The following is a 21,012-nucleotide window of genomic DNA, read 5'->3' on the forward strand; positions in this document are numbered from 1 at the left end:
CCATGACCTACCGAATCAATGAATTCCAGTTCCAGTTGCCGGCAAGCGAGTTACTGGACGCGACGATCAACATCCTCAAGTTCGCCGAACTGGGCACTTCGCTGATCGTCAGCCGCAGCTTGCTGGCCGAGGGCGAAACCCTGCAAAGCAACTTCGACGACCAGCTCAAACGTCTGGAAAAACAAGTGCAAGACTTGCGTTTTCAACCGGGCGTCGCCGTGCGCCTGGGTGCCAACCAGGAAGTCGAAGGCATCGAGTTGCGCAGCCAGTTCAACAAGGGCAACGACAAAGTCTTCCAGTACCAATTGGCGCTGGTGTTGCCCGGTACCCGAAAAATGCTCGCCCTGAGCTACGTGAAGGCCGAAAAACTCGGCGATGCCGAAGCCGCGCATTGGGCGACCATCAAGAATTCGCTGTTGTTCGACGTTCCGGCCTGATGAGCACCCTGCATGTCTGACGCACTCTGGGCCGCCCGGCTGGGCGATGCACTCGACCACACCTCGATGATGGCCGACATTCTTGGCGGTGTGCTGGAGGTGGCGGCCAACATTGCGATTACCGCGCTGGCCACCGCCGCCGTGGTCGCGGCCACCGGCATCACCGTCGCCACTGGCGGCCTCGGTTGCTTTCTGCTCGGCGCGGTGGTGGGCACCATCGTCGGCCTCGCCATGAGCAAGACCGGGGCCGACAAGGGTTTAAGCAACCTGTGCGAGAGCTTCAGCAATTCGCTGTTCCCACCCACGGTGCAGGCGAACATCCTCACCGGTTCCACCAACACCCTGATCAACAGCATTCCCGCCGCCCGCGCCGCCGGGGCGATCCCGTCCCATGTCGCGCCGGCAGGCACCGCGCTGGAGGCACCCGAGCCCGAAGCCGAGCCCAGCTATCTGGACATGGCCGAGAGCTTCTTCTCCCAGATGTGGCGCCCCACTGTCGCCACCCCGGCGCCCGGCGCGGTGCCCAAGCCGCTGGACCTGGTCACCTGCATGAAGCATCCGCCGATGCCGCCGCAGTTTCTGGCCGAGGGCTCGGACAAAGTCACCATCAACGGCCAACCGGCCGTGCGCAGCGGCGACCGCACCACCTGCGACGCCAAGGTGGTGGGTTCCGGGCTGATCTCACCCAACGTCACTATCGGTGGCGGCTCGGTGGTGGTGCGCGAGATCCGCAGCGGCAAGACCCCGGGCGTGGGGCTGGCGGTCACCGCGTTGCTGATGCTCAAGGGCAGCAAGGGCAAGTTCTTCAGCAAACTGCCGTGCATGCTGATCGGTGGCGCGACGTCGATGGCCGTCAGCAGCGCCATGGGCGCGATGGCCAACGCGGCCATGGGTTCGGCGAACCCGGTGCACGCCGCCACCGGGGCCAAGGTGCTGGGGGGCGACGATGAGCTGGACTTCGTGCTGCCCGGTGTCTTGCCGATGGATTGGCAGCGCTTCTACAACAGCCGCGACGAACGGCGCGACGGGTTGTTCGGCGCCGGTTGGAGTGTGTCCTACGAAGTGTGCGTGGAAATCCTGCCTCACCCGGAGGGCGGGGAAACGCTGGTCTACACCGATGAACAGGCCCGGCGCATCGACATGGGTTCGATCCCCTTGGGCGGCGCGGTGTTCAGTGCCGGTGAAGGGCTCAGTGTTCGGCGGCACGTTAATGGGCAGTTGTTGATTGAAAGCGATGACGGCGTATACCGTTTGTTCAATCCGACGCCGGGCAATACAGCGCTGCTGCGCCTTGATCAATTGGGCGACCGCAACGACAACCGCATCTACCTCGACTATGACGACGGCGGGCAGCTTGTTCGGCTGCGGGACACCTTTGACTTGGTTCAGGTGGAGTTGATCTACCTTCAGACCCGTGTCAGTCAGGTGGAACGGGTCTACCCGGACCAGCACCGTGAAGTATTGGTGAGTTATGGCTACGATCCGTCAGGCAACCTGGTAGAAGCGCGCGATACCGCAGGCCAGGTACAGCGCCGTTTCGTATACGACAGTGAGCGGCGGATGACTGAGCATCAGTTGCCCACAGGTCTTCGCTGTTTTTATCAGTGGGCTTGCATTGAGGAAAAGGAATGGCGCGTGGTCCGCCACTGGACCGACGAGGGCGATACTTACCAGTTCGACTATGACCTCGTCGCCGGTGTCACGCGCATCACCGATGGCTCGCAGCGCATCAGTACACGGCACTGGAACACCCAGCACCAGATCACCGAATACACCGACAACCTCGGCCAGACCTGGCAGTTCGAGTGGAACGACGAACGCCAATTGCTCAGCGCCACCGACCCACTGGGCGGGCGCTACGAATACAGCTACGACGACGCCGGCAACCTGATCGGTGAAACCGACCCGCTGGGCCGCAGTGACTCGACCCTATGGCTTGAACACTGGGCCTTGCCGCTGGTGGAAACCGATGCAGCGGGCAACAGCTGGCAATATCGCTACGATCAACGCGGCAACTGCATCGCCGAAACCGATCCGCTGGGCCACATCACCCGCTACCGCTACGACACCCACGGCCAGGTCGTCGAGATCATCGACGCCGCCGGCAAAAGCAAAAAACTGCGCTGGAACCCGTTCGGCCAACTGGTCGAACACATCGATTGCTCGGGTTATCCGACGCGGTTCAGCTATGACAACCGGGGCTATCTGCAAACCATCACCGACGCCCTCGGCGAACGCACCCAGTTCAGCTACGACGCCCAGGGGCGGTTACTCAGCAGCCTGTTGCCGGACGGCCGCACCGAGCAATATCAGCGCGACGTCAGCGGCCAGTTGACCGGTTACACCGACCCGGCCGGGCACACCACCCTGTATCAACATAACCGTCGCGGCCAGGTGCGCCAGCGCACCGACGCCCATGGCCGGCAGGTGCAGTTCGGGTACGACCGCTACGGGCGACTGCAAGCGCTGACCAATGAGAACGGTGAAAGTTATCGGTTTGCCTGGGATGCTGGAGACCGGCTGACCGAACAACAAGACCTCGACGGCAGCGCCAAGCGCTACACCTATGATCTGCTGGATAACGTCGCGGCGGTCACGGCGATTCCGGCGCCTTACGGTAACGGCCTGGCCGTCGTCCCCGAAGCACCGCCGGCCCCCATCGTTCATCAACTGGAACGCGACGCCGTCGGCCGGCTGATCGCCAAAGTCACCGACGATGGCCGCACCGACTACAGCTACGACCCGCTGGACCAGCTCACCGCCGTCACCTTCACCGACCACCACGGCAACGCACAAACCCTGAGCTTCGCCTACGACGCCCTCGGCCAGTTGCTCACAGAACAAAGCGCGTCCGGCAGCCTGCACCACCACTACGACGAACTCGGCAACCTGATCCAGACCCAACTGCCCGACGGGCGCTGGCTCAATCGCCTGTACTACGGCAGCGGCCACCTGCACCAGATCAACCTCGACGGCCAGGTCATCAGCGACTTCGAACGCGACCGCCTGCACCGCGAAGTGCTTCGCACCCAAGGCCAGATCAACACCCGCAGCGAATACGACCGCAGCGGGCGTTTACGCTCACGCCAACGCCGACACACCAGCCAGCCCTCGCTGATGCCGGCCGCCGTGCAGAAACATTTCGAGTACGACCCCGCCGACAACCTGATCGGCAAACTCGACCAGCAACCCACCGCCCAACACCGCCAACTGCTGCACTACGACGCCACCGGCCGCATCATCGCCAGCCAGGACAGCCTGCACGGCCAGCGCGAAACCTTCGCCTACGACGCCGCCGCCAACCTGCAAGACGGCCCGCCACCCGGTGCCGGGCTGGTGGTGCACAACAAACTGCTGACCTATCAGGACAAGCGTTACCGCTATGACGCGTTTGGCCGGATGATCGAAAAGCGCAGCGCTAAACGGGGCCTGCAACGCTTTGCCTACGACGCCGAAAGCCGGTTGATTGAAGTGCGCAACGAAAACGGCAGCGTGGTCAGGATGACCTACGACCCGCTGGGCCGACGCATTGAAAAAACCGAGCACGACACCCACGGCTACCCGCTGGGCGAAACCCGCTTCACCTGGGACGGCCTGCGCCTGTTGCAGGAACATCGCCATCAGCAGACCAGCCTCTACCTCTACGAAGACGAAGGTTACGAACCCCTGGCCCGCGTCGACGGCACCGGCCCGCTGCAAAAAATCCGCTACTACCACAACGATCTCAATGGCCTGCCGGAACAGCTCACCGAGGTGGACGGCCACAATGTCTGGCAGGCGACTTATCGGGTGTGGGGCAACACGTTAGAAGAGGTGCGCGAGCCGTACTACATTGAAGAGCAGAACCTGCGATTCCAGGGGCAGTACCTGGACCGGGAGACGGGGCTGCATTTCAATACGTTCAGGTTTTATGATCCGGATGTGGGGCGGTTTACGACGCCGGATCCGATTGGATTGGCGGGGGGGCTGAATTTTTACAGTTATGCCCCAAACCCCCTGACCTGGATAGATCCGCTTGGCCTATACAACGGTGAAGGATCTCGCGACCTAGGGAAATATCATGTGTTCCATGAGCACTCACTGAACGCGTCCGAATACAAAATGACTGACGCAGAGCACTTTAGCCGCGCAAACGAATCTGTTTACAAACGAATGCAAACAGATCCGGACTTTAAACGTCAAATGCAGACTAAATACCCTGGTGCTGTAGAGCATGTGCAGCCACGGCCGAATGGGACGTTCAGAGGAACATCCCCAGCCAATATGACTTGGCATCATGGAAACAAACCAGGTTCATTACAGCTAGCCGACTTCAATGATCATAAAACGTATCATAAAATCTACCACCCTGATGGTAAAGGCGGTCGAAATAAATGGGGCGGCGGTACGAAATGTCGAAAATAAGGAGTACTTATGATAACCATTAATGGCTTTGACGAACTTCTGCAGAAATGTAATGACCTACCCAATGTCGGCTGGTTATATGTGGATACTGATTTTGATTTGGAGTCAAAAAACGACATCCTAAATAAAAAATATTACCTTGCAGAGAATGACGACGAAGAAATGGAGTTCGATGAAAAATACGGAACATTCCTTGAGTCTCCAACACTCAAAGCGATCATTGAAAATAAAATAGAACATCATCCGAACTCCAGCAAAGAAGAACTACTGAAAGCAGTTACTTATTATTTGGAAAACGATGACTTTCTAGACTAGATTAGAAAAAGAGCCGGAAGAGCGAAACAACTTCCGGCTCTATTTTTTAGCGAAAACCATAACATGCATGTTTGGATAAAAAACGGGAATAAGTTTTTCCACCGAGAGACCGGCTGCACTACAACACGTTCCGGCTTTATGATCCGGAAAAGCACCTAGAATGAGGGTCGAGGTCCGCTACCGTGACAGTGCAAGGAACCGACGGCTCGGGCGTGTCGGCAAGACAGCTCGAATAGATGTATCGATGGAACTAAACCACCAGTACATTCCCCAACGCGCCGGATCGAAAGTCGCTCACGAGGATTGGAACCTGACCAAAGCAACACCTTGGGGGCATGAGTCAATGGACAAATACCGCCATACAGGATGGGATTTGGTAAAAGTTATAAAAACCACCGGACAATGGTAAAGCAAGCTTTACAGGAGAGAACATGAGCGGGTTGACCGATTTTCACATTTTCTGGGGCGCTGCGATGGAGATTGCAGAGAAGCAATCCGCGTCGATGGAAGCCGAAGGTGCAGAAGATTTTGCAAGGAACCTTTACAACGAATACGTCGAGCAAGGCGCCCCAAAAAATAAAAAGAAATGGCTAACAGAACGTCTAGAAAATGAGTTCCTGTGTTTGAATGAAAAACCTGTATGGGTGGGCGAACCAGCCTGGTTGTATCATCAGGGCCTACCCATGGTCTTTTTACATCAATTTTTAGTCTCGCCCTCAGCACAGCATATAAAAGAAAAAATCTCACTTGGCGACACCATATACGTGTTTGGTTCAAAACATATTCTTAAAAGATCGTCAGAGGATAGTTGGACGGTCATTTATCGAACGGCCGTCCAAACCTTTGAAGGAGAGACTGCAGTGGAAACCTTAGAGTAGGCTGTTATAAATCTGACGCCGCAATCTTCAAACTCTTAATCTACAAGTGAACATAATGGGCATAGCAATTCGTAAGGGCTTGGAGGTGGAATTACTGGCGGAGCTAAAAAAAGATAACGTCGTCCCACCTGGACCTGAAAGCAAGCAAAAACAAACTTGGCCTACTTATCTCCAAGGAAAAGCTCGGGGAGATTTACATACAACACTTGACCAAGGCCGACGGCTACTATGCGGGCCTGGAGATTTATACATGCGAGGCATTTAGCTTCTGCATAAACAAATCACCGCCCTATCAGAGCCGACTGCTGAACTCATCTTTTTTGTCGAAAAGCTCATTATCGGAAGAAACAAAACAGTTTGGTGACGAGCTGGGCGGCATCATTAGAACCCCATCGCCTGATGAAACAAGCGCAACAGTCAAAAAAATAAACGAACGGCTGATAAAATTTTACTTATCAAAGACAGAGAACGGCATCCTTGGTACGCCTTCATTAATTGATGACGTATTAGCGGAACCTGACAACTATGCGTATCCCTTTCTAACCGCATTATTTGCAGCGCAAAAAAATGACCTGAGCCTGGACTCAGACGTTTTCAGAAAAGTCCTCGCAACCAAATCAATATTTGGAAACAAACAATTTGATCTGGCTTTGGCAAATAAAATTCTGGGGGTAGGTAACAAGTAGCCCCCCCAAAGAACTATTCACCGAGGTCTATGGTACCTGGCAGGCGACTTATCGGGTGTGGGGCAACACGTTAGGAGAGGTGCGCGAGCCGTACTACATTGAAGAGCAGAACCTGCGATTCCAGGGGCAGTACCTGGACCGGGAGACGGGGCTGCATTTCAATACGTTCAGGTTTTATGATCCGGATGTGGGGAGGTTTACCACTCCAGATCCGATTGGGTTGGCGGGAGGATTTAATCTCTATGTTTACGCACCTAACCCCTTTACTTGGATAGACCCGTTGGGGCTAGCCTGTGGTCCAGCCACCAGGCAGAACTCAAAAGGGAGATGGATCGATGTCAAGGGCAAATTTGCGAATAAACCTAATGTCTCCAAACTTCTGTCGCTGAAAGGGAAATCCGTGCAACAGGTGGAGAAAATCCTCCGGCAAAACGGCTATACCAGAACGAATCCAGCAAATACCAGGAACCAGCGTTGGGTACACTCTGATGGTTCAGAAGTCCAGATTCATGCCTATGGGAATACGAACCCCACACCGTTCAAAGGATCGAACAATGCTCACAGTCACAAATCATTAGGTAGACATGGAAACCCAGGCACCACTGAATTAGCTAATGACGGAAAAACAGCCGTCAGCACTCATTCCTCAGAAGCGCACATCGGAATGAAAAACCCGCCAGATTACCCAACGGTTTCGGGCAGACCTCACGGAAGTTAGAAGGTAACCATAATGTCGGCAGAGTTTATATTGTCTTTTAAGGATACAATCTGGTACACGACCAATCTCAAAGAGATAGTGCGAAAAATCACCAGCCTTAGAACTTTTTCCAAGAGCTTGCAGAAAAAAGAATTCCGATTGATGGGCATCGAGCCCAGAAGTCCGGGAGATTGGAACTACGACGTCCGTCTCTTCCTAGAAAAAGAACGTATTTTTTTGGAGATTAGCGCTCACCCCTCCAGCATCGAAAATGACCTGTCTGCTTTTTTCGAGTGGATCAGGTCTCATACCGAAATTGCTATTGATGATGAGGATGGAGTGCCCTCAAACTGGTAGTAGATCAGGAGGAATAACAGGCAAAAACCAACATGAATATATTCGAACTCCTTTCATACAAGCTTGAGAATTTCCTGAACATCCGTCCATATCCGAAAGCGCTGGGCGCTGTTTTTTACCAAGAAGACGAGCCTTCACTGCTGTCTGTCGCCGCTAGAAAACACAACGGTTCGACCTTCTACATCAGCCGCTGGCACGATTTGTTTTCCATAAGCGCCTTCGAAAAATCCATGTCAAAAAACGGTTTCACGGAGCCGGACTGCTATGCCCTTCTCTTGGTCCTGTCCCGCTTTGGCTATCTGCTTGAAATCGACAACCGTCAACGCACCAACAAAGACTATTTTATTTTCTTCTTTCTGATTCAGTTAATCAGTTTGAAGAACAGTTCTCTCGACGCGGATGCCCAACTCAGGAACTATATGCTCAGGTTCCTGCTTTTCGAATTGAGTATTGACGACGAAGCGTATCGTCGGTTCAGCATCAAGGATAATCAGCTGGTAATGGCTACCGACACCCGGGGGCCCGTAGCTTTTTTGGATGTCATCGACCTGGTTTACAAAGCGATCAAATTTGATAGCAGAAAAGAACATGTACTGCTGAGCACGTTAAAAAATTATCAAACAAGCCTCGTCACATTATTGACCGAACCCGACGACACAAATTACCGTTTTAGGCTAAATGATCGTCATAGCGAATTCATGTATCCCGATGTATTTTTGCAGGCATACGCTAAAAACAAGAGACAGATATTTCATATTTTGATTGACACGATCAACCCCCTTCAATCAACGGGAAATCTGTTTGTCTCCAATATCATTTTAATGAACTATTCCTTTTACATTCTGAAAAACAAGCATCACGAAATTCTAAAGTTGAAAAAATACGTCAATAATGAGGTACTGTTCAGAAAACTTCTGGAAGCAATAATTACTCGTCGAATGGCAATAAATAAATCGTCATTCGAAAAAACATCCATAGACCAGGACCTTTCCTTGATAAAAGACAATTCGACCTCGTTCTACAATATTTTGTACAGCCTATAGATGCTCTCACAAACGAGAGAACTGCGCTGATGTGCATGCCATAACCGACAAAGAGCAAGGTGCAATGGAAGGCATACAATTGCGCAACAAGCGCAACGATTGCGCGGCGCGCCAGACGCTTGCGTCGGATAAATAACCCGCATGTCTGACGCGCTTTGGGCCGCCCGGCTGGGCGCTGGCTCAATCGCCTGTACTACGGCAGCGGCCACCTGCACCAGATCAACCTCGACGGCCAGGTCATCAGCGACTTCGAACGCGACCGCCTGCACCGCGAAGTGCTGCGCACCCAGGGCCAGATCAGCACTCGCAGCGAATACGACCGTAGCGGCCGCTTGCGCTCACGCCAACGCCGCCACAGCAGCCAGCCATCACTGATGCCGGCAGCGGTGCAAAAACACTTCGAGTACGACCCCGCCGACAACCTGATCGGCAAACTCGACCAGCAACCCGCCGCACAACACCGCCAACTGCTGCACTACGACGCCACCGGCCGCATCATCGCCAGCCAGGACAGCCTGCACGGCCAGCGCGAAACCTTCGCCTACGACGCCGCCGCCAACCTGCAAGACGGCCCGCCACCCGGTGCCGGGCTGGTGGTGCACAACAAACTGCTGACCTACCAGGACAAGCGTTACCGCTACGACGCCTTTGGCCGGCTGATCGAAAAACGCAGCGCTAAACGGGGCCTGCAACGCTTTGCCTACGACGCCGAAAGCCGGTTGATTGAAGTGCGCAACGAAAACGGCAGCGTGGTCAGGATGACCTACGACCCGCTGGGCCGACGCATCGAAAAAACCGAGCACGACACCCACGGCTACCCGCTGGGCGAAACCCGCTTCACCTGGGACGGCCTGCGCCTGTTGCAGGAACATCGCCATCAGCAGACCAGCCTCTACCTCTACGAAGACGAAGGTTACGAACCCCTGGCCCGCGTCGACGGCACCGGCCCGCTGCAAAAAATCCGCTACTACCACAACGACCTCAACGGCCTGCCGGAACAGCTCACCGAGGCAGACGGCCACAACGTCTGGCAGGCGACTTATCGGGTGTGGGGCAATACGTTAGAAGAGGTGCGCGAGCCGTACTACATCGAAGAGCAGAACCTGCGGTTTCAGGGGCAGTACCTGGACCGGGAGACGGGGCTGCATTTCAATACGTTCAGGTTCTATGATCCGGATGTGGGGCGGTTTACGACGCCGGATCCGATTGGGTTGGCGGGGGGAACCAATCTATATCAATATGTATTCAATCCATTTGGGTGGATAGATCCGCTTGGACTCAAGTCTTGTGGCAGCGGACAAAAATGGACAAAAAAAGGTTGGAAACATGTTTACGAGCGTCACTTTAGAACTCCGGGCTCACGCTGGTCGCATAAGAGTAAGTTCACTGTTGGCAACGAGCAGAAATTGAAACGCATGGTGAATAAAACAGTTAAACGAGGCACCGCGACTTATCAGAAAGATAAGCAGGGCAATACAAAATACGAATATGATTTCGGACAACCCGTTGGATCTCGCACCAACAAGCAAACCGGCATCGTTGAGCACCAAAATAAAATGACTGTTATCCTCAATAAACACGGCGAAGTGGTTACAGCCTTCCCGTCCTAAAAATTAGGTCCCCTTATGCCACTCGATTTTATGGCTTCAGAAAGTCAAAAAAACATTAATGAAAAAACTCCGGTATTTTCTCTGAGTGAAAACGCACACGATGTTCTGCTGAGCATCGCAAAACCCAAAAAAGACTTCCCGAAAATACATAAATTTTCCGATTACTACTCCGACACCAGCATACTTTTTGGCGAAATAAAATCTCTAATAATTGAAATTGAAAAAGCAATGAAAACCGGAAAACCAAATTCAGGCGAGCTGAACAACTTAATCAAGTTCCTAAATAAAACCTACGATGAAAATTTGAACTTATACATTTATTGCGATTAAATCAGCCTTTTTCTATACGAGGACGAGTGCTACGAACCCCTGGCCCGCGTCGACGGCACCGGCCCGCTGCAAAAAATCCGCTACTACCACAACGACCTCAACGGCCTGCCGGAACAGCTCACCGAAGCGGACGGCCACAACGTCTGGCAGGCAACTTATCGGGTGTGGGACAACACGTTAGAAGAGGTGCGCGAGCCGTACTACATTGAAGAGCAGAACCTGCGATTCCAGGGGCAGTACCTGGACCGGGAGACGGGGCTGCATTTCAATACGTTCAGGTTTTATGATCCGGATGTGGGGCGGTTTACGACGCCGGATCCGATTGGGTTGGCGGGGGGGATCAATCTCTACTTGTATGCGGCCAACCCACTCGGCTGGGTGGACCCGTTGGGATGGAGTTGCTCGTCATCCATTAACAAACGAATCAACAAGCTGAAGAAGCAGGGCTATCAGGACCATCACATACTGAGCGACAAACACAACAGCACGAAAAATCACCCGTTGCTCAAATTGGCAGGGTTCGACCTGCAAAACCGGCAGAACAAAATATTCCTGCCCAATAAAACCAAAACTTTGACTGATGGGCGTCGATCGATCCACCAAGGACGCCATGCGGCTAGAGTCAACCGAAACCTTGGAAGAAAAATGGACCAGGTGGAAATAATCGGCAAGCGAGACAACTGGAATCAGGCCCAATACCGCAAAGCGTTGGATAAAATAGTGTCCAACGAGCGCAAATTACTCCGTTCAGGCGAAAGGCAATTGAATAAAAATGCACGCCCTGGCGCTCATTACAATTAGGAGATCCAGAAATGATCTTAAGCTGGCAAGCCCCTATCTATTACAACGATAAATTGACCGGTTCATACGATGCGGAGGACGGCTCCTATGAAACGGCAGGATCGAACTTTGACTATCTGTCACTCCTGAAAGGTGAGCCTTACCCTGCCGACATGGATAAACCCAAAATATTTTTCCCATGCAAAAAGAAAAAATTGCTGACTTACGACTGCTTATGGTTATTAGCCGACATCCCTTTGGTGAGCCAGCGGTTAGCGGACTTCCTCGTACAGAACGCCGGTCACTCTATTGAGCTCTTGCGACCCACAAGTATTGCTGCGGACGGGGAGCAAGTGAGCGAAGTCTATTACATTGTCAATGCTGCCCAGGCGATTAGCGCGGTTGATCACAGTAAGTCGGTAGCAGAACTCTCTGACGATGGCTCAATACTCTACTTCAATGAAATTTGGCTTCATGATGACGCCGCAGAAATGGGCGCAATTGCGCGCGAGCGTGATTCGGGAGATCTTTTGATTTCCCAAGAGTTGGCTGACGCCATGATCGAACAGAAATTCAAAAGCGACAAAGGGCTAGGCTTCTACACCGCTGAGCGCTCATTCACCCCCTATAAAAACCAAGCGTAATCTACTAGTAGAAGGCACTCGTTAAAAGCGTCAATCAACGCCCACAAAAAATGGGCACCCGACCCAGTCGGCGTGCCCATTTTTTTACCGCCCCGCCTTCCTTCGAGACGGTACTACCTGTTACGGATTGACGCTGTCTTTCAACGACTTGCCCGGCTTGAACGCAACAGTGTTGCTGGCCTTGATTTTCACTGGCTCACCGGTTTGCGGGTTCTTGCCGGTGCGCGCGCCACGGTGACGCTGCAGGAAAGTACCGAAGCCCACCAGGGTGACGCTGTCTTTACGGTGCAGAGCGCCGGTGATTTCTTCGAGGACGGCGTTGAGGACGCGGTTAGCCTGTTCTTTGGTGAGGTCAGCCTTTTCAGCGATTGCTGCGGCGATATCTGGTTTACGCATGAGTGAAGCCTCTTTGACGGTTTTTTGTTGTTATGTCCGTGCTGTTCTTCCGGAACAGCGCCCAAGGCGCCGCAGGCTCTACTCTGCGGCAGACGGAGTGAGGATGGCATGCGGTTACGAGCGGCGCCAGTCTCGGGGCGACCTTTGTAGAGGCAAAAGCGGGGTGATTCCGACAGAACGACCGGTATTTACGCCAAAAGCGCCGGAAGCTCCTTGTTTAGAGCCAGTTTCTCCATCACTGCCGCCCCGGTGAGCGCGTAACCCAGCAGTTTTCCGCTGGCATCACGGCACAGCGCCTTGATGTCGGCGCCCTGCCCTTCGACGGTCCAGGCACCTTCAAAACCCCGTGGTGGCGGGGAAACCACCAATGGGCAGACCGGTGTTTTCACGGTAATCGGCATCGCACCGTAGCTGACCGCCGTCGGGTTGCCGGCCAGGGTTTGCGCCAGCGCACGCGCACAACTCATCAGGGGCATCACGTACAGCAAATTCAGCCCATCGACCTCGGCGCAGTCGCCCAAGGCATAAATATTGGCGTGAGAGGTCTTGAGGTGACGGTCAACGACCACACCGCGATTGATCTGCAAACCGGCAGCGGCCGCCAGATCGATGCGCGGGCGCAGGCCAATGGCGGAAACCACGACATCGCAGGGGATCACCTGGCCATCGGACAAATGTCCTTCGAGCCCGTCATCGGTACGTAGCAAGCTATTGAGTACCGGGCCGAGGTGGAACTGCGCGCCCAGGCTTTCCAGCCCGGCCTGCACGGCTGCGGCGGCCGCCGGGTGAAGCAGCGTCGGCATGACTTGTTCGCACGGCGCGACCAGTTGCACCTCGTAACCACCGAGGATCAGGTCGTTGGCGAACTCACAGCCGATCAGGCCAGCGCCGAGCAACAACACCCGACGCTTGCCGGCTGCCGCCGCCCGAAAGCGTGCGTAGTCTTCGAGGTCGTTGATCGGGAAGATCGCCTCGGGCGCATCGCCCTGCACCGGCACGCGCACGGTTTCCGCGCCCCAGGCGAGGATCAGGTCGCGATAGGCCACGGCTTCTTCGCCGATCCACAGGCGTTTGTGGCCCGGGTCGATGCCGCTGATGCGCGTGTGGGTCCGCACTTCAGCTTTCAGTTGTTCGGCCATGGCGCCGGGTTCGGCCATGCTCAGGCCATCGGCGTCCTTGTTCTTGCCAAAACCGGTGGAGAGCATCGGTTTGGAGTAAGAGCGTCCATCATCTGCGGTAATCAACAGCAGCGGTGTTTCGCCATCGAGTTTGCGAAACTCCCGGGCCAGGTTGTAGCCAGCCAGCCCAGTGCCGACGATCACGACAGGTGCGTTCATTCCTTACTCCTCTTCAATTCATCAAAATCTGTGATCAGGCAGCGATTTCGATCATTTCGAAATCCATTTTGCCGACGCCACAGTCTGGACACAGCCAGTCTTCCGGTACGTCCTGCCACGGGGTTCCGGCCGCGATGCCGTCATCCGGCCAGCCGTCGGCTTCGTTGTAGATCAGCCCACAGACCACGCATTGCCACTTTTTCATTACTTGTTTCCTCAGGTTCTCAGGCTTTTACCGGCGCGAACGATCACCCGATAAGGGCTTGCCGTCCGGCTCAAGGCGTTTTGTACTGATCGGGCGCAGCAGATGCAAGCCTGTTCGCGGCCACTACCCGGTCTGATCAGTCAATATCACCGACCGACATGGTAAGCTCGCCGCCTCATTTGCTGCCAATACTGACTCACTGTGCCGCACTCAAAACCCCTCGCCCCTGCTCTGTTCTGGCTGCCACAACGCCAGCTAACCCCGCTACCTGACGCGCAAACCCTCGACTGGCTATTCGATGAGGGCTCGCTCACCCGTCGCCTGACCCGTTTGTCGGATGACGGCTTCAGCGTTACGCCATTGTTCGAAGGCTGGCAGCCTTTGCGTTCAGACGAATGCGCCGCGCTGGAGTTGCCCGAAGGCAGTGAAGGCTGGGTTCGCGAGGTGTATTTGCGCGGTCATGGCGAAGCCTGGGTATTTGCCCGCAGTGTGGCGGCCCGCAGTGCGTTGCAAGACGGCGGGTTGAATATGGATGAGTTGGGCAGCCGCTCCCTGGGCGAATTGCTGTTTTGCGATCAGGCGTTCCAGCGCCGCGCCATCGAGGTTTGTCACTATCCTGTCGAATGGTTGCCAAGTGAGTCTCAAGCACCGGAACTGTGGGGCCGGCGCTCGCGTTTCGACCGGGGGGACCTGAGCGTGCTGGTTGCGGAAATATTCCTGCCAGCCCTGTGGCGCGCCGCCGGCGCGAATACGGAGAACTGCTGATGTACCAAAGCCTGCTCAAGTCATTGAATCGCGTGAACCCGCGCGCCTGGGACTTCATCCAGTTGACGCGCATGGATAAGCCGATCGGCATTTACCTGCTGCTGTGGCCAACGTTGTGGGCGCTGTGGATTGCCGGTAAAGGTTCACCGTCATTGGCCAATATCGTGATTTTCGTCCTTGGCGTGGTGCTGACCCGCGCGGGCGGCTGCGTGATCAATGACTGGGCCGACCGAAAAGTCGACGGTCATGTGAAACGTACCGAACAGCGACCCTTGGTCAGCGGCAAGATCAGCTCCAAAGAAGCGCTGGTGTTCTTCGCATTGCTGATGGGCGTGAGCTTCCTGCTGGTACTGTGCACCAACGCGGCCACGGTCTGGCTGTCGTTTGGCGGTCTGGCGCTGGCCGCCACTTACCCGTTCATGAAGCGCTACACCTATTACCCGCAAGTGGTACTGGGCGCGGCGTTCTCGTGGGGCATGCCGATGGCGTTCACCGCCGAAACCGGTGAACTGCCGGCCATCGCCTGGTTGCTGTGGATTGCCAACCTGCTGTGGACCGTAGGCTACGACACCTATTACGCCATGACCGACCGCGACGACGATTTGAAGATTGGGGTGAAATCCACAGCGATTCTGTTTGGCGATGCCGATCGGGTGATCATTCTCACCCTGCAAGGCCTGGCCCTCGGGTGCTTGCTGCTGGCCGGATCGAAATTCGAGCTGGGCGGCTGGTTCCATCTCGGGCTGCTGGCTGCGGCCGCGTGCTTTGCCTGGGAATTCTGGTACACCCGCGACAAGGACCGACTGAAGTGTTTCCGGGCCTTCCTGCATAACCATTGGGCCGGGTTGGCGATTTTCGTCGGGATCGTGCTGGATTACGCGTTGCGCTGAATGTTTGAAAAGATCGCAGCCCCCGAACTGCCGAAGGCTGCGATCTTTTAATGCGAACGGCTAGCTATTCGCCAAGGTTACATAGGCTTGGCGACGTGCCACGCACCATCCATCATCCCTTCACCGGTCATGTCACCGGCCTTCTTGTCCTTCACAAAGGTGTACAGCGGCTTGCCGTAGTAAGCCCATTGCATCTTGCCGTCATCACGTTTGATCACTGTCCAGTCGCCCTTGGACTTGTCCATGGCGGTAGCCGCCAGCGGTGGCCAGTTGGCAGCGCACTTGTCATTGCACATGGACTTGCCAGCAGCATCCTTGGCAAAGGTATACAAGGTCATACCCTTGCTATCGACCAGCATGCCACCCTTCTCCATCGCTGGATCAGCGGCGAAGGCCATTGCCGGTAATGCCAGGGCAGCGGCCAACATCAGGGCTTTGAACGATTGAGCGTAGTGAGTCATAGAAACCTTCCTTTGTGGTTGTCAGGATCCGAATTTAAAGCGTAGTTCAGGATTGCGCTGCTTGCCGACGACTAAAATACTGTCACACGACTGCAATAATTCCGTTATCTAATGCGGCGCAAGACAGTTAAATGACAAGAGGATTAAGGCATGGTTGGCAGGAGTATTCTGATCGTCGACGACGAAGCGCCCATTCGCGAAATGATCGCCGTTGCGTTGGAAATGGCCGGCTATGACTGCCTGGAAGCCGAAAACTCCCAGCAGGCCCACGCCATTATCGTCGACCGTAAACCGGACCTGATCCTGCTCGACTGGATGCTTCCCGGCACTTCAGGCATCGAGCTGGCCCGCCGTCTCAAGCGTGATGAGCTGACCGGGGACATCCCGATCATCATGCTCACCGCCAAGGGCGAAGAGGACAACAAGATCCAGGGCCTGGAAGTCGGCGCCGATGACTACATCACCAAGCCGTTTTCGCCACGCGAGCTGGTTGCGCGCCTGAAGGCGGTGCTGCGTCGTGCCGGCCCTACCGATGGCGAAGCACCGATCGAAGTTGGCGGCCTGCTGCTGGACCCGATCAGCCACCGCGTGACCATCGACGGCAAACCCGCCGAGATGGGCCCGACCGAATACCGCTTGCTGCAATTTTTCATGACCCACCAGGAACGCGCCTACACCCGCGGGCAATTGCTCGATCAGGTCTGGGGCGGCAATGTGTATGTCGAAGAGCGCACCGTCGACGTGCATATTCGTCGTTTGCGCAAAGCACTCGGCGATGCCTACGAGAATCTGGTACAAACCGTGCGTGGCACCGGCTACCGGTTTTCTACCAAGGCCTGAGCCGGCCCTTACCTGCTCGACACGCTGACAAGGACGCAAGTTTAAGTGAACCAAAACTGGCATGGCACTCTGATCCGCCACTTGCTGTTACTGGTCACCGGCTGCCTGGTGATCGGTCTGATTACAGGCGCATACGGCTGGAGCCTGGCCGCAGGCCTGGGCATTTACCTGGCCTGGACCCTCAAGCAATTGCTGCGCCTGCACGAGTGGCTACGCCTGCAAAAGCCCGACGAACCACCACCCGATGGCTATGGCCTGTGGGGCGAAGTGTTCGACAGTATCTACCACCTGCAACGGCGCGATCAGCGCGTGCGCGGACGCCTGCAAGCGGTAATTGACCGGGTTCAGGAGTCCACTGCGGCGTTGAAAGACGCCGTAATCATGCTCGACAGCGACGGCAACCTGGAATGGTGGAACCGTGCCGCCGAAACCCTGCTGGGCCTCAAGACCCCGCAGGACAGTGGTCAGCCAGTGACCAACCTGGTGCGTCACCCGCGCTTCAAGGAATACTTCGAGCAGGACAACTACGCCGAGCCGCTGGAAATCCCTTCGCCGATCAACGACCGGATGCGGATCCAGTTGTATATCACCCGTTACGGCAACAACGAACACCTGATGCTGGTGCGCGACGTCACCCGCATTCATCAGCTTGAACAAATGCGCAAAGACTTCATCGCCAACGTCTCCCACGAACTGCGCACGCCATTGACGGTGATCTGCGGCTACCTGGAAACCCTGCTCGATAACGTCGAAGAGGTGAATCCACGCTGGAGCCGTGCGTTGCAGCAAATGCAGCAACAGGGCGGACGCATGCAGACACTGCTCAACGATTTGCTGCTGTTGGCCAAGCTCGAAGCCACCGATTACCCGTCGGACAACCAGCCGGTGCCGATCGACAGTCTGCTGCAATCAATCAAGAGTGACGCCCAGGCGCTGTCCGGGCAGCGCAACCAGCACATCACCCTGGAAGCCGATCCGTCGATCATGCTCAAGGGCAGTGAAGCCGAGTTGCGCAGCGCGTTCTCGAACCTGGTGTTCAACGCCGTCAAATACACTCCGGATGGCGGCAATATCCGCATCCGCTGGTGGGGTGACGAACAAGGCGCACACCTTAGCGTGCAGGACTCGGGAATCGGCATCGACAACAAACACCTGCCGCGCCTGACCGAGCGCTTTTACCGCGTCGACTCCAGCCGCAACTCCAATACCGGCGGCACCGGGCTGGGCCTGGCCATCGTCAAACACGTTTTGTTACGTCATCGTGCGCGAATGGAGATCAGCAGTGTGCTCGGCCACGGCAGCACGTTCACCTGCCATTTCGCGCCGGCACAGGTCACAAAATCGCGGGTCAGCTCGCTGACCGACTAGCGCGAACGTTGACTGAGCACTAGGCAATCACCCTGTCAGCCGCTACATTGGCTGACTTGGGCCTGCCTTTCAGGCTCGGCAATCCCCCTTCTTTTCGAATATACGGAACCCGCAAAACTCCATCATGGACCCTTCCCCTGGCGTGACCCTCGCTTCACTCTTCGCCGATTTCGGCATGATTCTTTTTGCACTGATCCTGGTTTTGCTCAACGGCTTCTTCGTTGCGGCGGAGTTTGCCATGGTCAAACTGCGCTCGACCCGGGTCGAGGCCATTGCTGAGAAAAACGGCTGGCGCGGGCACATCCTGCGCACCGTACACAGCCAGCTCGATGCTTACCTGTCGGCGTGTCAACTGGGTATCACCCTCGCCTCCCTGGGCCTTGGCTGGGTCGGTGAACCGGCGTTCGCGCACATTCTCGAACCGTTGCTGGACGCGGTCGGCGTCAACTCGCCGGAAGTGGTCAAGGGTGTGTCGTTCTTCACCGCCTTCTTTATCATTTCCTACCTGCATATCGTGGTCGGCGAACTGGCCCCCAAATCCTGGGCCATCCGCAAACCCGAGCTGCTGTCGCTGTGGACGGCGGTGCCGCTGTACCTGTTCTACTGGGCCATGTACCCGGCGATCTATCTGCTCAACGCCAGCGCCAACACGATTCTGCGGATTGCTGGCCAAGGTGAACCCGGCCCTCATCACGAGCACCATTACAGCCGTGAAGAACTGAAACTGATCCTGCACTCCAGCCGTGGCCAGGACCCGAGCGACCAAGGCATGCGCGTACTCGCCTCGGCCGTGGAAATGGGCGAGCTGGAAGTGGTCGACTGGGCCAACTCCCGGGAAGACCTCGTGACGCTGGAGTTCAACGCGCCGCTCAAGGAAATCCTCGCGCTGTTCCGTCGTCACAAATTCAGCCGCTACCCGGTGTACGACAGCGAACGCCAGGAGTTCGTCGGCCTGCTGCACATCAAGGACCTGCTGCTGGAGCTGGCAGCGCTGGACCACATTCCCGAGTCGTTCAACCTGGCCGAGCTGACCCGCCCGCTGGAACGCGTATCGCGGCACATGCCGCTGTCGCAGCTGCTGGAGCAGTTCCGCAAGGGTGGTTCGCACTTCGCCGTGGTTGAAGAGGCTGACGGCAACATCATCGGCTACCTGACCATGGAAGACGTACTGGAAGTGCTGGTCGGCGATATCCAGGACGAGCACCGCAAGGCCGAACGCGGGATCCTCGCCTACCAGCCGGGTAAATTGCTGGTACGCGGTGACACACCGCTGTTCAAGGTCGAACGCCTGCTGGGCATCGATCTGGACCACGTCGAAGCGGAAACCCTCGCCGGGCTGGTCTATGAAACCCTGAAACGGGTGCCGGAAGAGGAAGAAGTGCTGGAAGTCGAAGGTTTGCGGATCATCATCAAAAAGATGAAAGGCCCGAAGATCATTTTGGCCAAGGTGCTGATGCTCGATTGAACCCTGCGCGAGCCCGCTGTTGTGGCGAGGGAGCTTGCTCCCGCTGGGTCGCGTAGCGGCCCCAAACCCTGCAATAGCACTCGTCCTGACACACCGAGCGGATCTGTTTGGGGACGGCTTCGCCGTCCAGCGGGAGCAAGCTCCCTCGCCACAATTGATCGCAGTGACCTGGATTATTGTTTGCCGAGCGCAAAGTTCGGCAAGCTGCCCACCGGTTGATTGAACTGGTACGGAATCGACACCAGCCCCAACCCGCTATTGCGCTGCACCACGAAGTGCAGGTGCGGCCCGCTGCTGTTGCCGGTATTGCCCGACAACCCCAGCGCACTGCCAACTGCCACTCGTTGCCCCTCCCGCACACACACCGAGCCGCGCTTGAGGTGCAGGTACACGCCCATGGTCCCGTCATCGTGCAGCACTCGCACGAAATTGCCCGACGGGTCGGTGCCGCGTCCGCTCTGGTTGTTTTCGGTCTTCACCACCATCCCGCCACGCGCCGCGATGATCGGCGTGCCTTCAGGCATCGCGATGTCCATGGCATAGCGGTTCTTGACCCCAAAATGGCTGTATCGGCCATTAGGGCCCTGAGTCAGGTGGAACGGTCCGCCACGCCACGGCAGCGGATACCGATAGGCCAGCGTGGTATCTGTGGGGTTGCCCAGGGAATAGTTGAACGTCGGGGTATAGGCCAGCGGCTTGCCGGGCGTAATCGCCGTGAGCAACGCCAGACGCATACTGCTGCGCGCCGGCAACACTCGGCGGATCGGTTGTGCCGGTGCACCACTGACATTCTTCAGCCCGGTGAAACTCAGCTCGACCTCTACCGGCGCATACAGGTCGTTGCGCACAAACACACTGTGCGTATCCCTCTGCTTCTTGATATCCAGAAGTACCTGGCGCTCAAGGTGCTCCTCCATGCGGTCGCGGAACACAAAGATCCGTGCGCCACGCGATGGGCGATCACTGTAGGAGACCACACCCGTCACGCTCGTGGATTTGTAAATAGTGATGGCCACAGCCGAGGTGGAGGCCATGAACAGACCACAGAAAAACAGCAATCGCGCGAACATGGGCAAGGTTCTGTAGAGGAAGGCCTGAAAACAG

At 56.1% G+C, this 21,012-nt stretch carries 19 protein-coding genes and 3 pseudogenes; 17 read left to right on the forward strand and 5 right to left on the reverse strand.

All coding sequences use genetic code 11. The features are described 5' to 3' along the window. Positions 1-2 precede the first annotated feature (2 nt). The 12 genes and pseudogenes from KRR23_RS00300 to KRR23_RS00355 all read left to right on the forward strand — a co-directional run bounded on the left by KRR23_RS00300 (position 3) and on the right by KRR23_RS00355 (position 12,181). Positions 3-437, forward strand: a complete 435-nt coding sequence (locus tag KRR23_RS00300; RefSeq protein ID WP_216740892.1) for a DcrB-related protein — start codon at positions 3-5, stop codon at positions 435-437. Positions 438-449: 12 nt separating this feature from the next. After that, the gene (locus KRR23_RS00305; RefSeq protein ID WP_216740893.1) at positions 450-4,841 is read left to right on the forward strand and encodes an RHS repeat-associated core domain-containing protein; all 4,392 of its coding nucleotides are present in this window, start codon (positions 450-452) and stop codon (positions 4,839-4,841) included. Positions 4,842-4,850: 9 nt separating this feature from the next. After that, on the forward strand, positions 4,851-5,156 hold the full coding sequence (locus KRR23_RS00310) for a hypothetical protein (RefSeq protein WP_216740894.1): 306 nt from the start codon (positions 4,851-4,853) through the stop codon (positions 5,154-5,156). A gap of 431 nt (positions 5,157-5,587) precedes the next feature. Beyond that, positions 5,588-6,034, forward strand: coding sequence for a hypothetical protein (locus KRR23_RS00315; RefSeq protein ID WP_216740895.1), 447 nt, complete (start codon positions 5,588-5,590; stop codon positions 6,032-6,034). Between the two features lie 206 nt (positions 6,035-6,240). After that, entirely contained in the window at positions 6,241-6,720 is a 480-nt protein-coding gene (locus tag KRR23_RS00320) for a hypothetical protein (RefSeq protein WP_216740896.1), read from the forward strand. Further along, positions 6,683-7,018, forward strand: a pseudogene (locus KRR23_RS28945) (RHS repeat-associated core domain-containing protein); the annotation flags it as partial. The gene KRR23_RS00320 and the pseudogene KRR23_RS28945, both read left to right, overlap by 38 nt. Before the next feature lie 432 nt (positions 7,019-7,450). Then, positions 7,451-7,774 (forward strand): 3-hydroxydecyl-ACP dehydratase, encoded by a 324-nt coding sequence (locus KRR23_RS00330; protein WP_216740898.1) that lies wholly within the window; start codon positions 7,451-7,453, stop codon positions 7,772-7,774. A 32-nt stretch (positions 7,775-7,806) separates the two neighbouring features. After that, a complete protein-coding gene (locus tag KRR23_RS00335; RefSeq protein ID WP_216740899.1) occupies positions 7,807-8,817 on the forward strand; it encodes a hypothetical protein in 1,011 nt (336 codons plus the stop codon). Between the two features lie 170 nt (positions 8,818-8,987). Further along, positions 8,988-10,097 (forward strand): annotated as a pseudogene (locus KRR23_RS00340) (RHS repeat-associated core domain-containing protein); the annotation flags it as partial. Positions 10,098-10,442: 345 nt separating this feature from the next. Beyond that, complete coding sequence (locus KRR23_RS00345) at positions 10,443-10,757, forward strand: hypothetical protein (protein WP_216740900.1); 315 nt, start codon at positions 10,443-10,445, stop codon at positions 10,755-10,757. A 3-nt stretch (positions 10,758-10,760) separates the two neighbouring features. Then, a pseudogene (locus KRR23_RS28950) lies at positions 10,761-11,558 on the forward strand (RHS repeat-associated core domain-containing protein); the annotation flags it as partial. Between the two features lie 11 nt (positions 11,559-11,569). Then, the gene (locus KRR23_RS00355; protein ID WP_216740901.1) at positions 11,570-12,181 is read left to right on the forward strand and encodes a DUF1629 domain-containing protein; all 612 of its coding nucleotides are present in this window, start codon (positions 11,570-11,572) and stop codon (positions 12,179-12,181) included. 120 nt (positions 12,182-12,301) lie between these two features. On the opposite strand, the gene KRR23_RS00360 is transcribed toward KRR23_RS00355, so the two are convergent. From KRR23_RS00360 to KRR23_RS00370, 3 genes are all read right to left on the reverse strand, one after another. Beyond that, on the reverse strand, positions 12,302-12,577 hold the full coding sequence (locus tag KRR23_RS00360; RefSeq protein WP_216740902.1) for an HU family DNA-binding protein: 276 nt from the start codon (positions 12,575-12,577) through the stop codon (positions 12,302-12,304). A gap of 188 nt (positions 12,578-12,765) precedes the next feature. Then, a complete protein-coding gene (locus tag KRR23_RS00365) occupies positions 12,766-13,914 on the reverse strand; it encodes an NAD(P)/FAD-dependent oxidoreductase (RefSeq protein WP_216740903.1) in 1,149 nt (382 codons plus the stop codon). A 34-nt stretch (positions 13,915-13,948) separates the two neighbouring features. Further along, positions 13,949-14,119: a rubredoxin gene (locus KRR23_RS00370; RefSeq protein ID WP_054594751.1), complete on the reverse strand. Its 171-nt coding sequence runs from the start codon at positions 14,117-14,119 to the stop codon at positions 13,949-13,951. Between the two features lie 201 nt (positions 14,120-14,320). Here KRR23_RS00370 and KRR23_RS00375 point away from each other — a divergent pair, with 201 nt between their 5' ends. Next, a complete protein-coding gene (locus KRR23_RS00375) occupies positions 14,321-14,884 on the forward strand; it encodes a chorismate lyase (protein WP_216740904.1) in 564 nt (187 codons plus the stop codon). Further along, the gene (gene ubiA / locus KRR23_RS00380; protein WP_216740905.1) at positions 14,884-15,774 is read left to right on the forward strand and encodes a 4-hydroxybenzoate octaprenyltransferase; all 891 of its coding nucleotides are present in this window, start codon (positions 14,884-14,886) and stop codon (positions 15,772-15,774) included. The genes KRR23_RS00375 and ubiA overlap by 1 nt, the downstream gene beginning before the upstream one ends. A 77-nt stretch (positions 15,775-15,851) precedes the next feature. On the opposite strand, the gene KRR23_RS00385 is transcribed toward ubiA, so the two are convergent. Then, a complete protein-coding gene (locus KRR23_RS00385) occupies positions 15,852-16,235 on the reverse strand; it encodes a hypothetical protein (protein ID WP_216740906.1) in 384 nt (127 codons plus the stop codon). A gap of 150 nt (positions 16,236-16,385) precedes the next feature. Between KRR23_RS00385 and phoB the strand changes: the two genes are divergently transcribed. From phoB to KRR23_RS00400, 3 genes are all read left to right on the forward strand, one after another. Continuing rightward, on the forward strand, positions 16,386-17,075 hold the full coding sequence (gene phoB / locus KRR23_RS00390) for a phosphate regulon transcriptional regulator PhoB (protein WP_007896474.1): 690 nt from the start codon (positions 16,386-16,388) through the stop codon (positions 17,073-17,075). A gap of 45 nt (positions 17,076-17,120) precedes the next feature. Beyond that, positions 17,121-18,443 carry a phosphate regulon sensor histidine kinase PhoR gene (gene phoR, locus KRR23_RS00395; protein ID WP_216740907.1) on the forward strand — a complete coding sequence of 441 codons (1,323 nt, stop codon included), beginning with the start codon at positions 17,121-17,123 and terminating at the stop codon, positions 18,441-18,443. 124 nt (positions 18,444-18,567) lie between these two features. Then, on the forward strand, positions 18,568-19,908 hold the full coding sequence (locus KRR23_RS00400; protein ID WP_216740908.1) for a hemolysin family protein: 1,341 nt from the start codon (positions 18,568-18,570) through the stop codon (positions 19,906-19,908). A 173-nt stretch (positions 19,909-20,081) separates the two neighbouring features. Here the strand turns inward: KRR23_RS00400 and KRR23_RS00405 are convergent, their stop codons facing one another. Continuing rightward, positions 20,082-20,978 carry a M23 family metallopeptidase gene (locus KRR23_RS00405; RefSeq protein ID WP_216740909.1) on the reverse strand — a complete coding sequence of 299 codons (897 nt, stop codon included), beginning with the start codon at positions 20,976-20,978 and terminating at the stop codon, positions 20,082-20,084. Positions 20,979-21,012: the final 34 nt, after the last annotated feature.

Origin of the sequence: Pseudomonas sp. CVAP#3 (assembly GCF_018986375.1) — a bacterium.
GTDB classification, from domain to species: Bacteria; Pseudomonadota; Gammaproteobacteria; order Pseudomonadales; family Pseudomonadaceae; genus Aquipseudomonas; species Aquipseudomonas helvetica.

What these genes read in the sequence shown, in the direction of transcription:
- KRR23_RS00300 (WP_216740892.1), top strand. Translation starts at nt 3, where the DNA reads ATGACCTACCGAATCAATGAATTCCAGTTCCAGTTGCCGGCAAGCGAG.
- KRR23_RS00305 (WP_216740893.1), top strand. Translation starts at nt 450, where the DNA reads ATGTCTGACGCACTCTGGGCCGCCCGGCTGGGCGATGCACTCGACCAC.
- KRR23_RS00310 (WP_216740894.1), top strand. Translation starts at nt 4,851, where the DNA reads ATGATAACCATTAATGGCTTTGACGAACTTCTGCAGAAATGTAATGAC.
- KRR23_RS00315 (WP_216740895.1), top strand. Translation starts at nt 5,588, where the DNA reads ATGAGCGGGTTGACCGATTTTCACATTTTCTGGGGCGCTGCGATGGAG.
- KRR23_RS00330 (WP_216740898.1), top strand. Translation starts at nt 7,451, where the DNA reads ATGTCGGCAGAGTTTATATTGTCTTTTAAGGATACAATCTGGTACACG.
- KRR23_RS00335 (WP_216740899.1), top strand. Translation starts at nt 7,807, where the DNA reads ATGAATATATTCGAACTCCTTTCATACAAGCTTGAGAATTTCCTGAAC.
- KRR23_RS00345 (WP_216740900.1), top strand. Translation starts at nt 10,443, where the DNA reads ATGCCACTCGATTTTATGGCTTCAGAAAGTCAAAAAAACATTAATGAA.
- KRR23_RS00355 (WP_216740901.1), top strand. Translation starts at nt 11,570, where the DNA reads ATGATCTTAAGCTGGCAAGCCCCTATCTATTACAACGATAAATTGACC.
- KRR23_RS00360 (WP_216740902.1), bottom strand. Translation starts at nt 12,577, where the DNA reads ATGCGTAAACCAGATATCGCCGCAGCAATCGCTGAAAAGGCTGACCTC.
- KRR23_RS00365 (WP_216740903.1), bottom strand. Translation starts at nt 13,914, where the DNA reads ATGAACGCACCTGTCGTGATCGTCGGCACTGGGCTGGCTGGCTACAAC.
- KRR23_RS00370 (WP_054594751.1), bottom strand. Translation starts at nt 14,119, where the DNA reads ATGAAAAAGTGGCAATGCGTGGTCTGTGGGCTGATCTACAACGAAGCC.
- ubiA (WP_216740905.1), top strand. Translation starts at nt 14,884, where the DNA reads ATGTACCAAAGCCTGCTCAAGTCATTGAATCGCGTGAACCCGCGCGCC.
- KRR23_RS00385 (WP_216740906.1), bottom strand. Translation starts at nt 16,235, where the DNA reads ATGACTCACTACGCTCAATCGTTCAAAGCCCTGATGTTGGCCGCTGCC.
- phoB (WP_007896474.1), top strand. Translation starts at nt 16,386, where the DNA reads ATGGTTGGCAGGAGTATTCTGATCGTCGACGACGAAGCGCCCATTCGC.
- KRR23_RS00400 (WP_216740908.1), top strand. Translation starts at nt 18,568, where the DNA reads ATGGACCCTTCCCCTGGCGTGACCCTCGCTTCACTCTTCGCCGATTTC.
- KRR23_RS00405 (WP_216740909.1), bottom strand. Translation starts at nt 20,978, where the DNA reads ATGTTCGCGCGATTGCTGTTTTTCTGTGGTCTGTTCATGGCCTCCACC.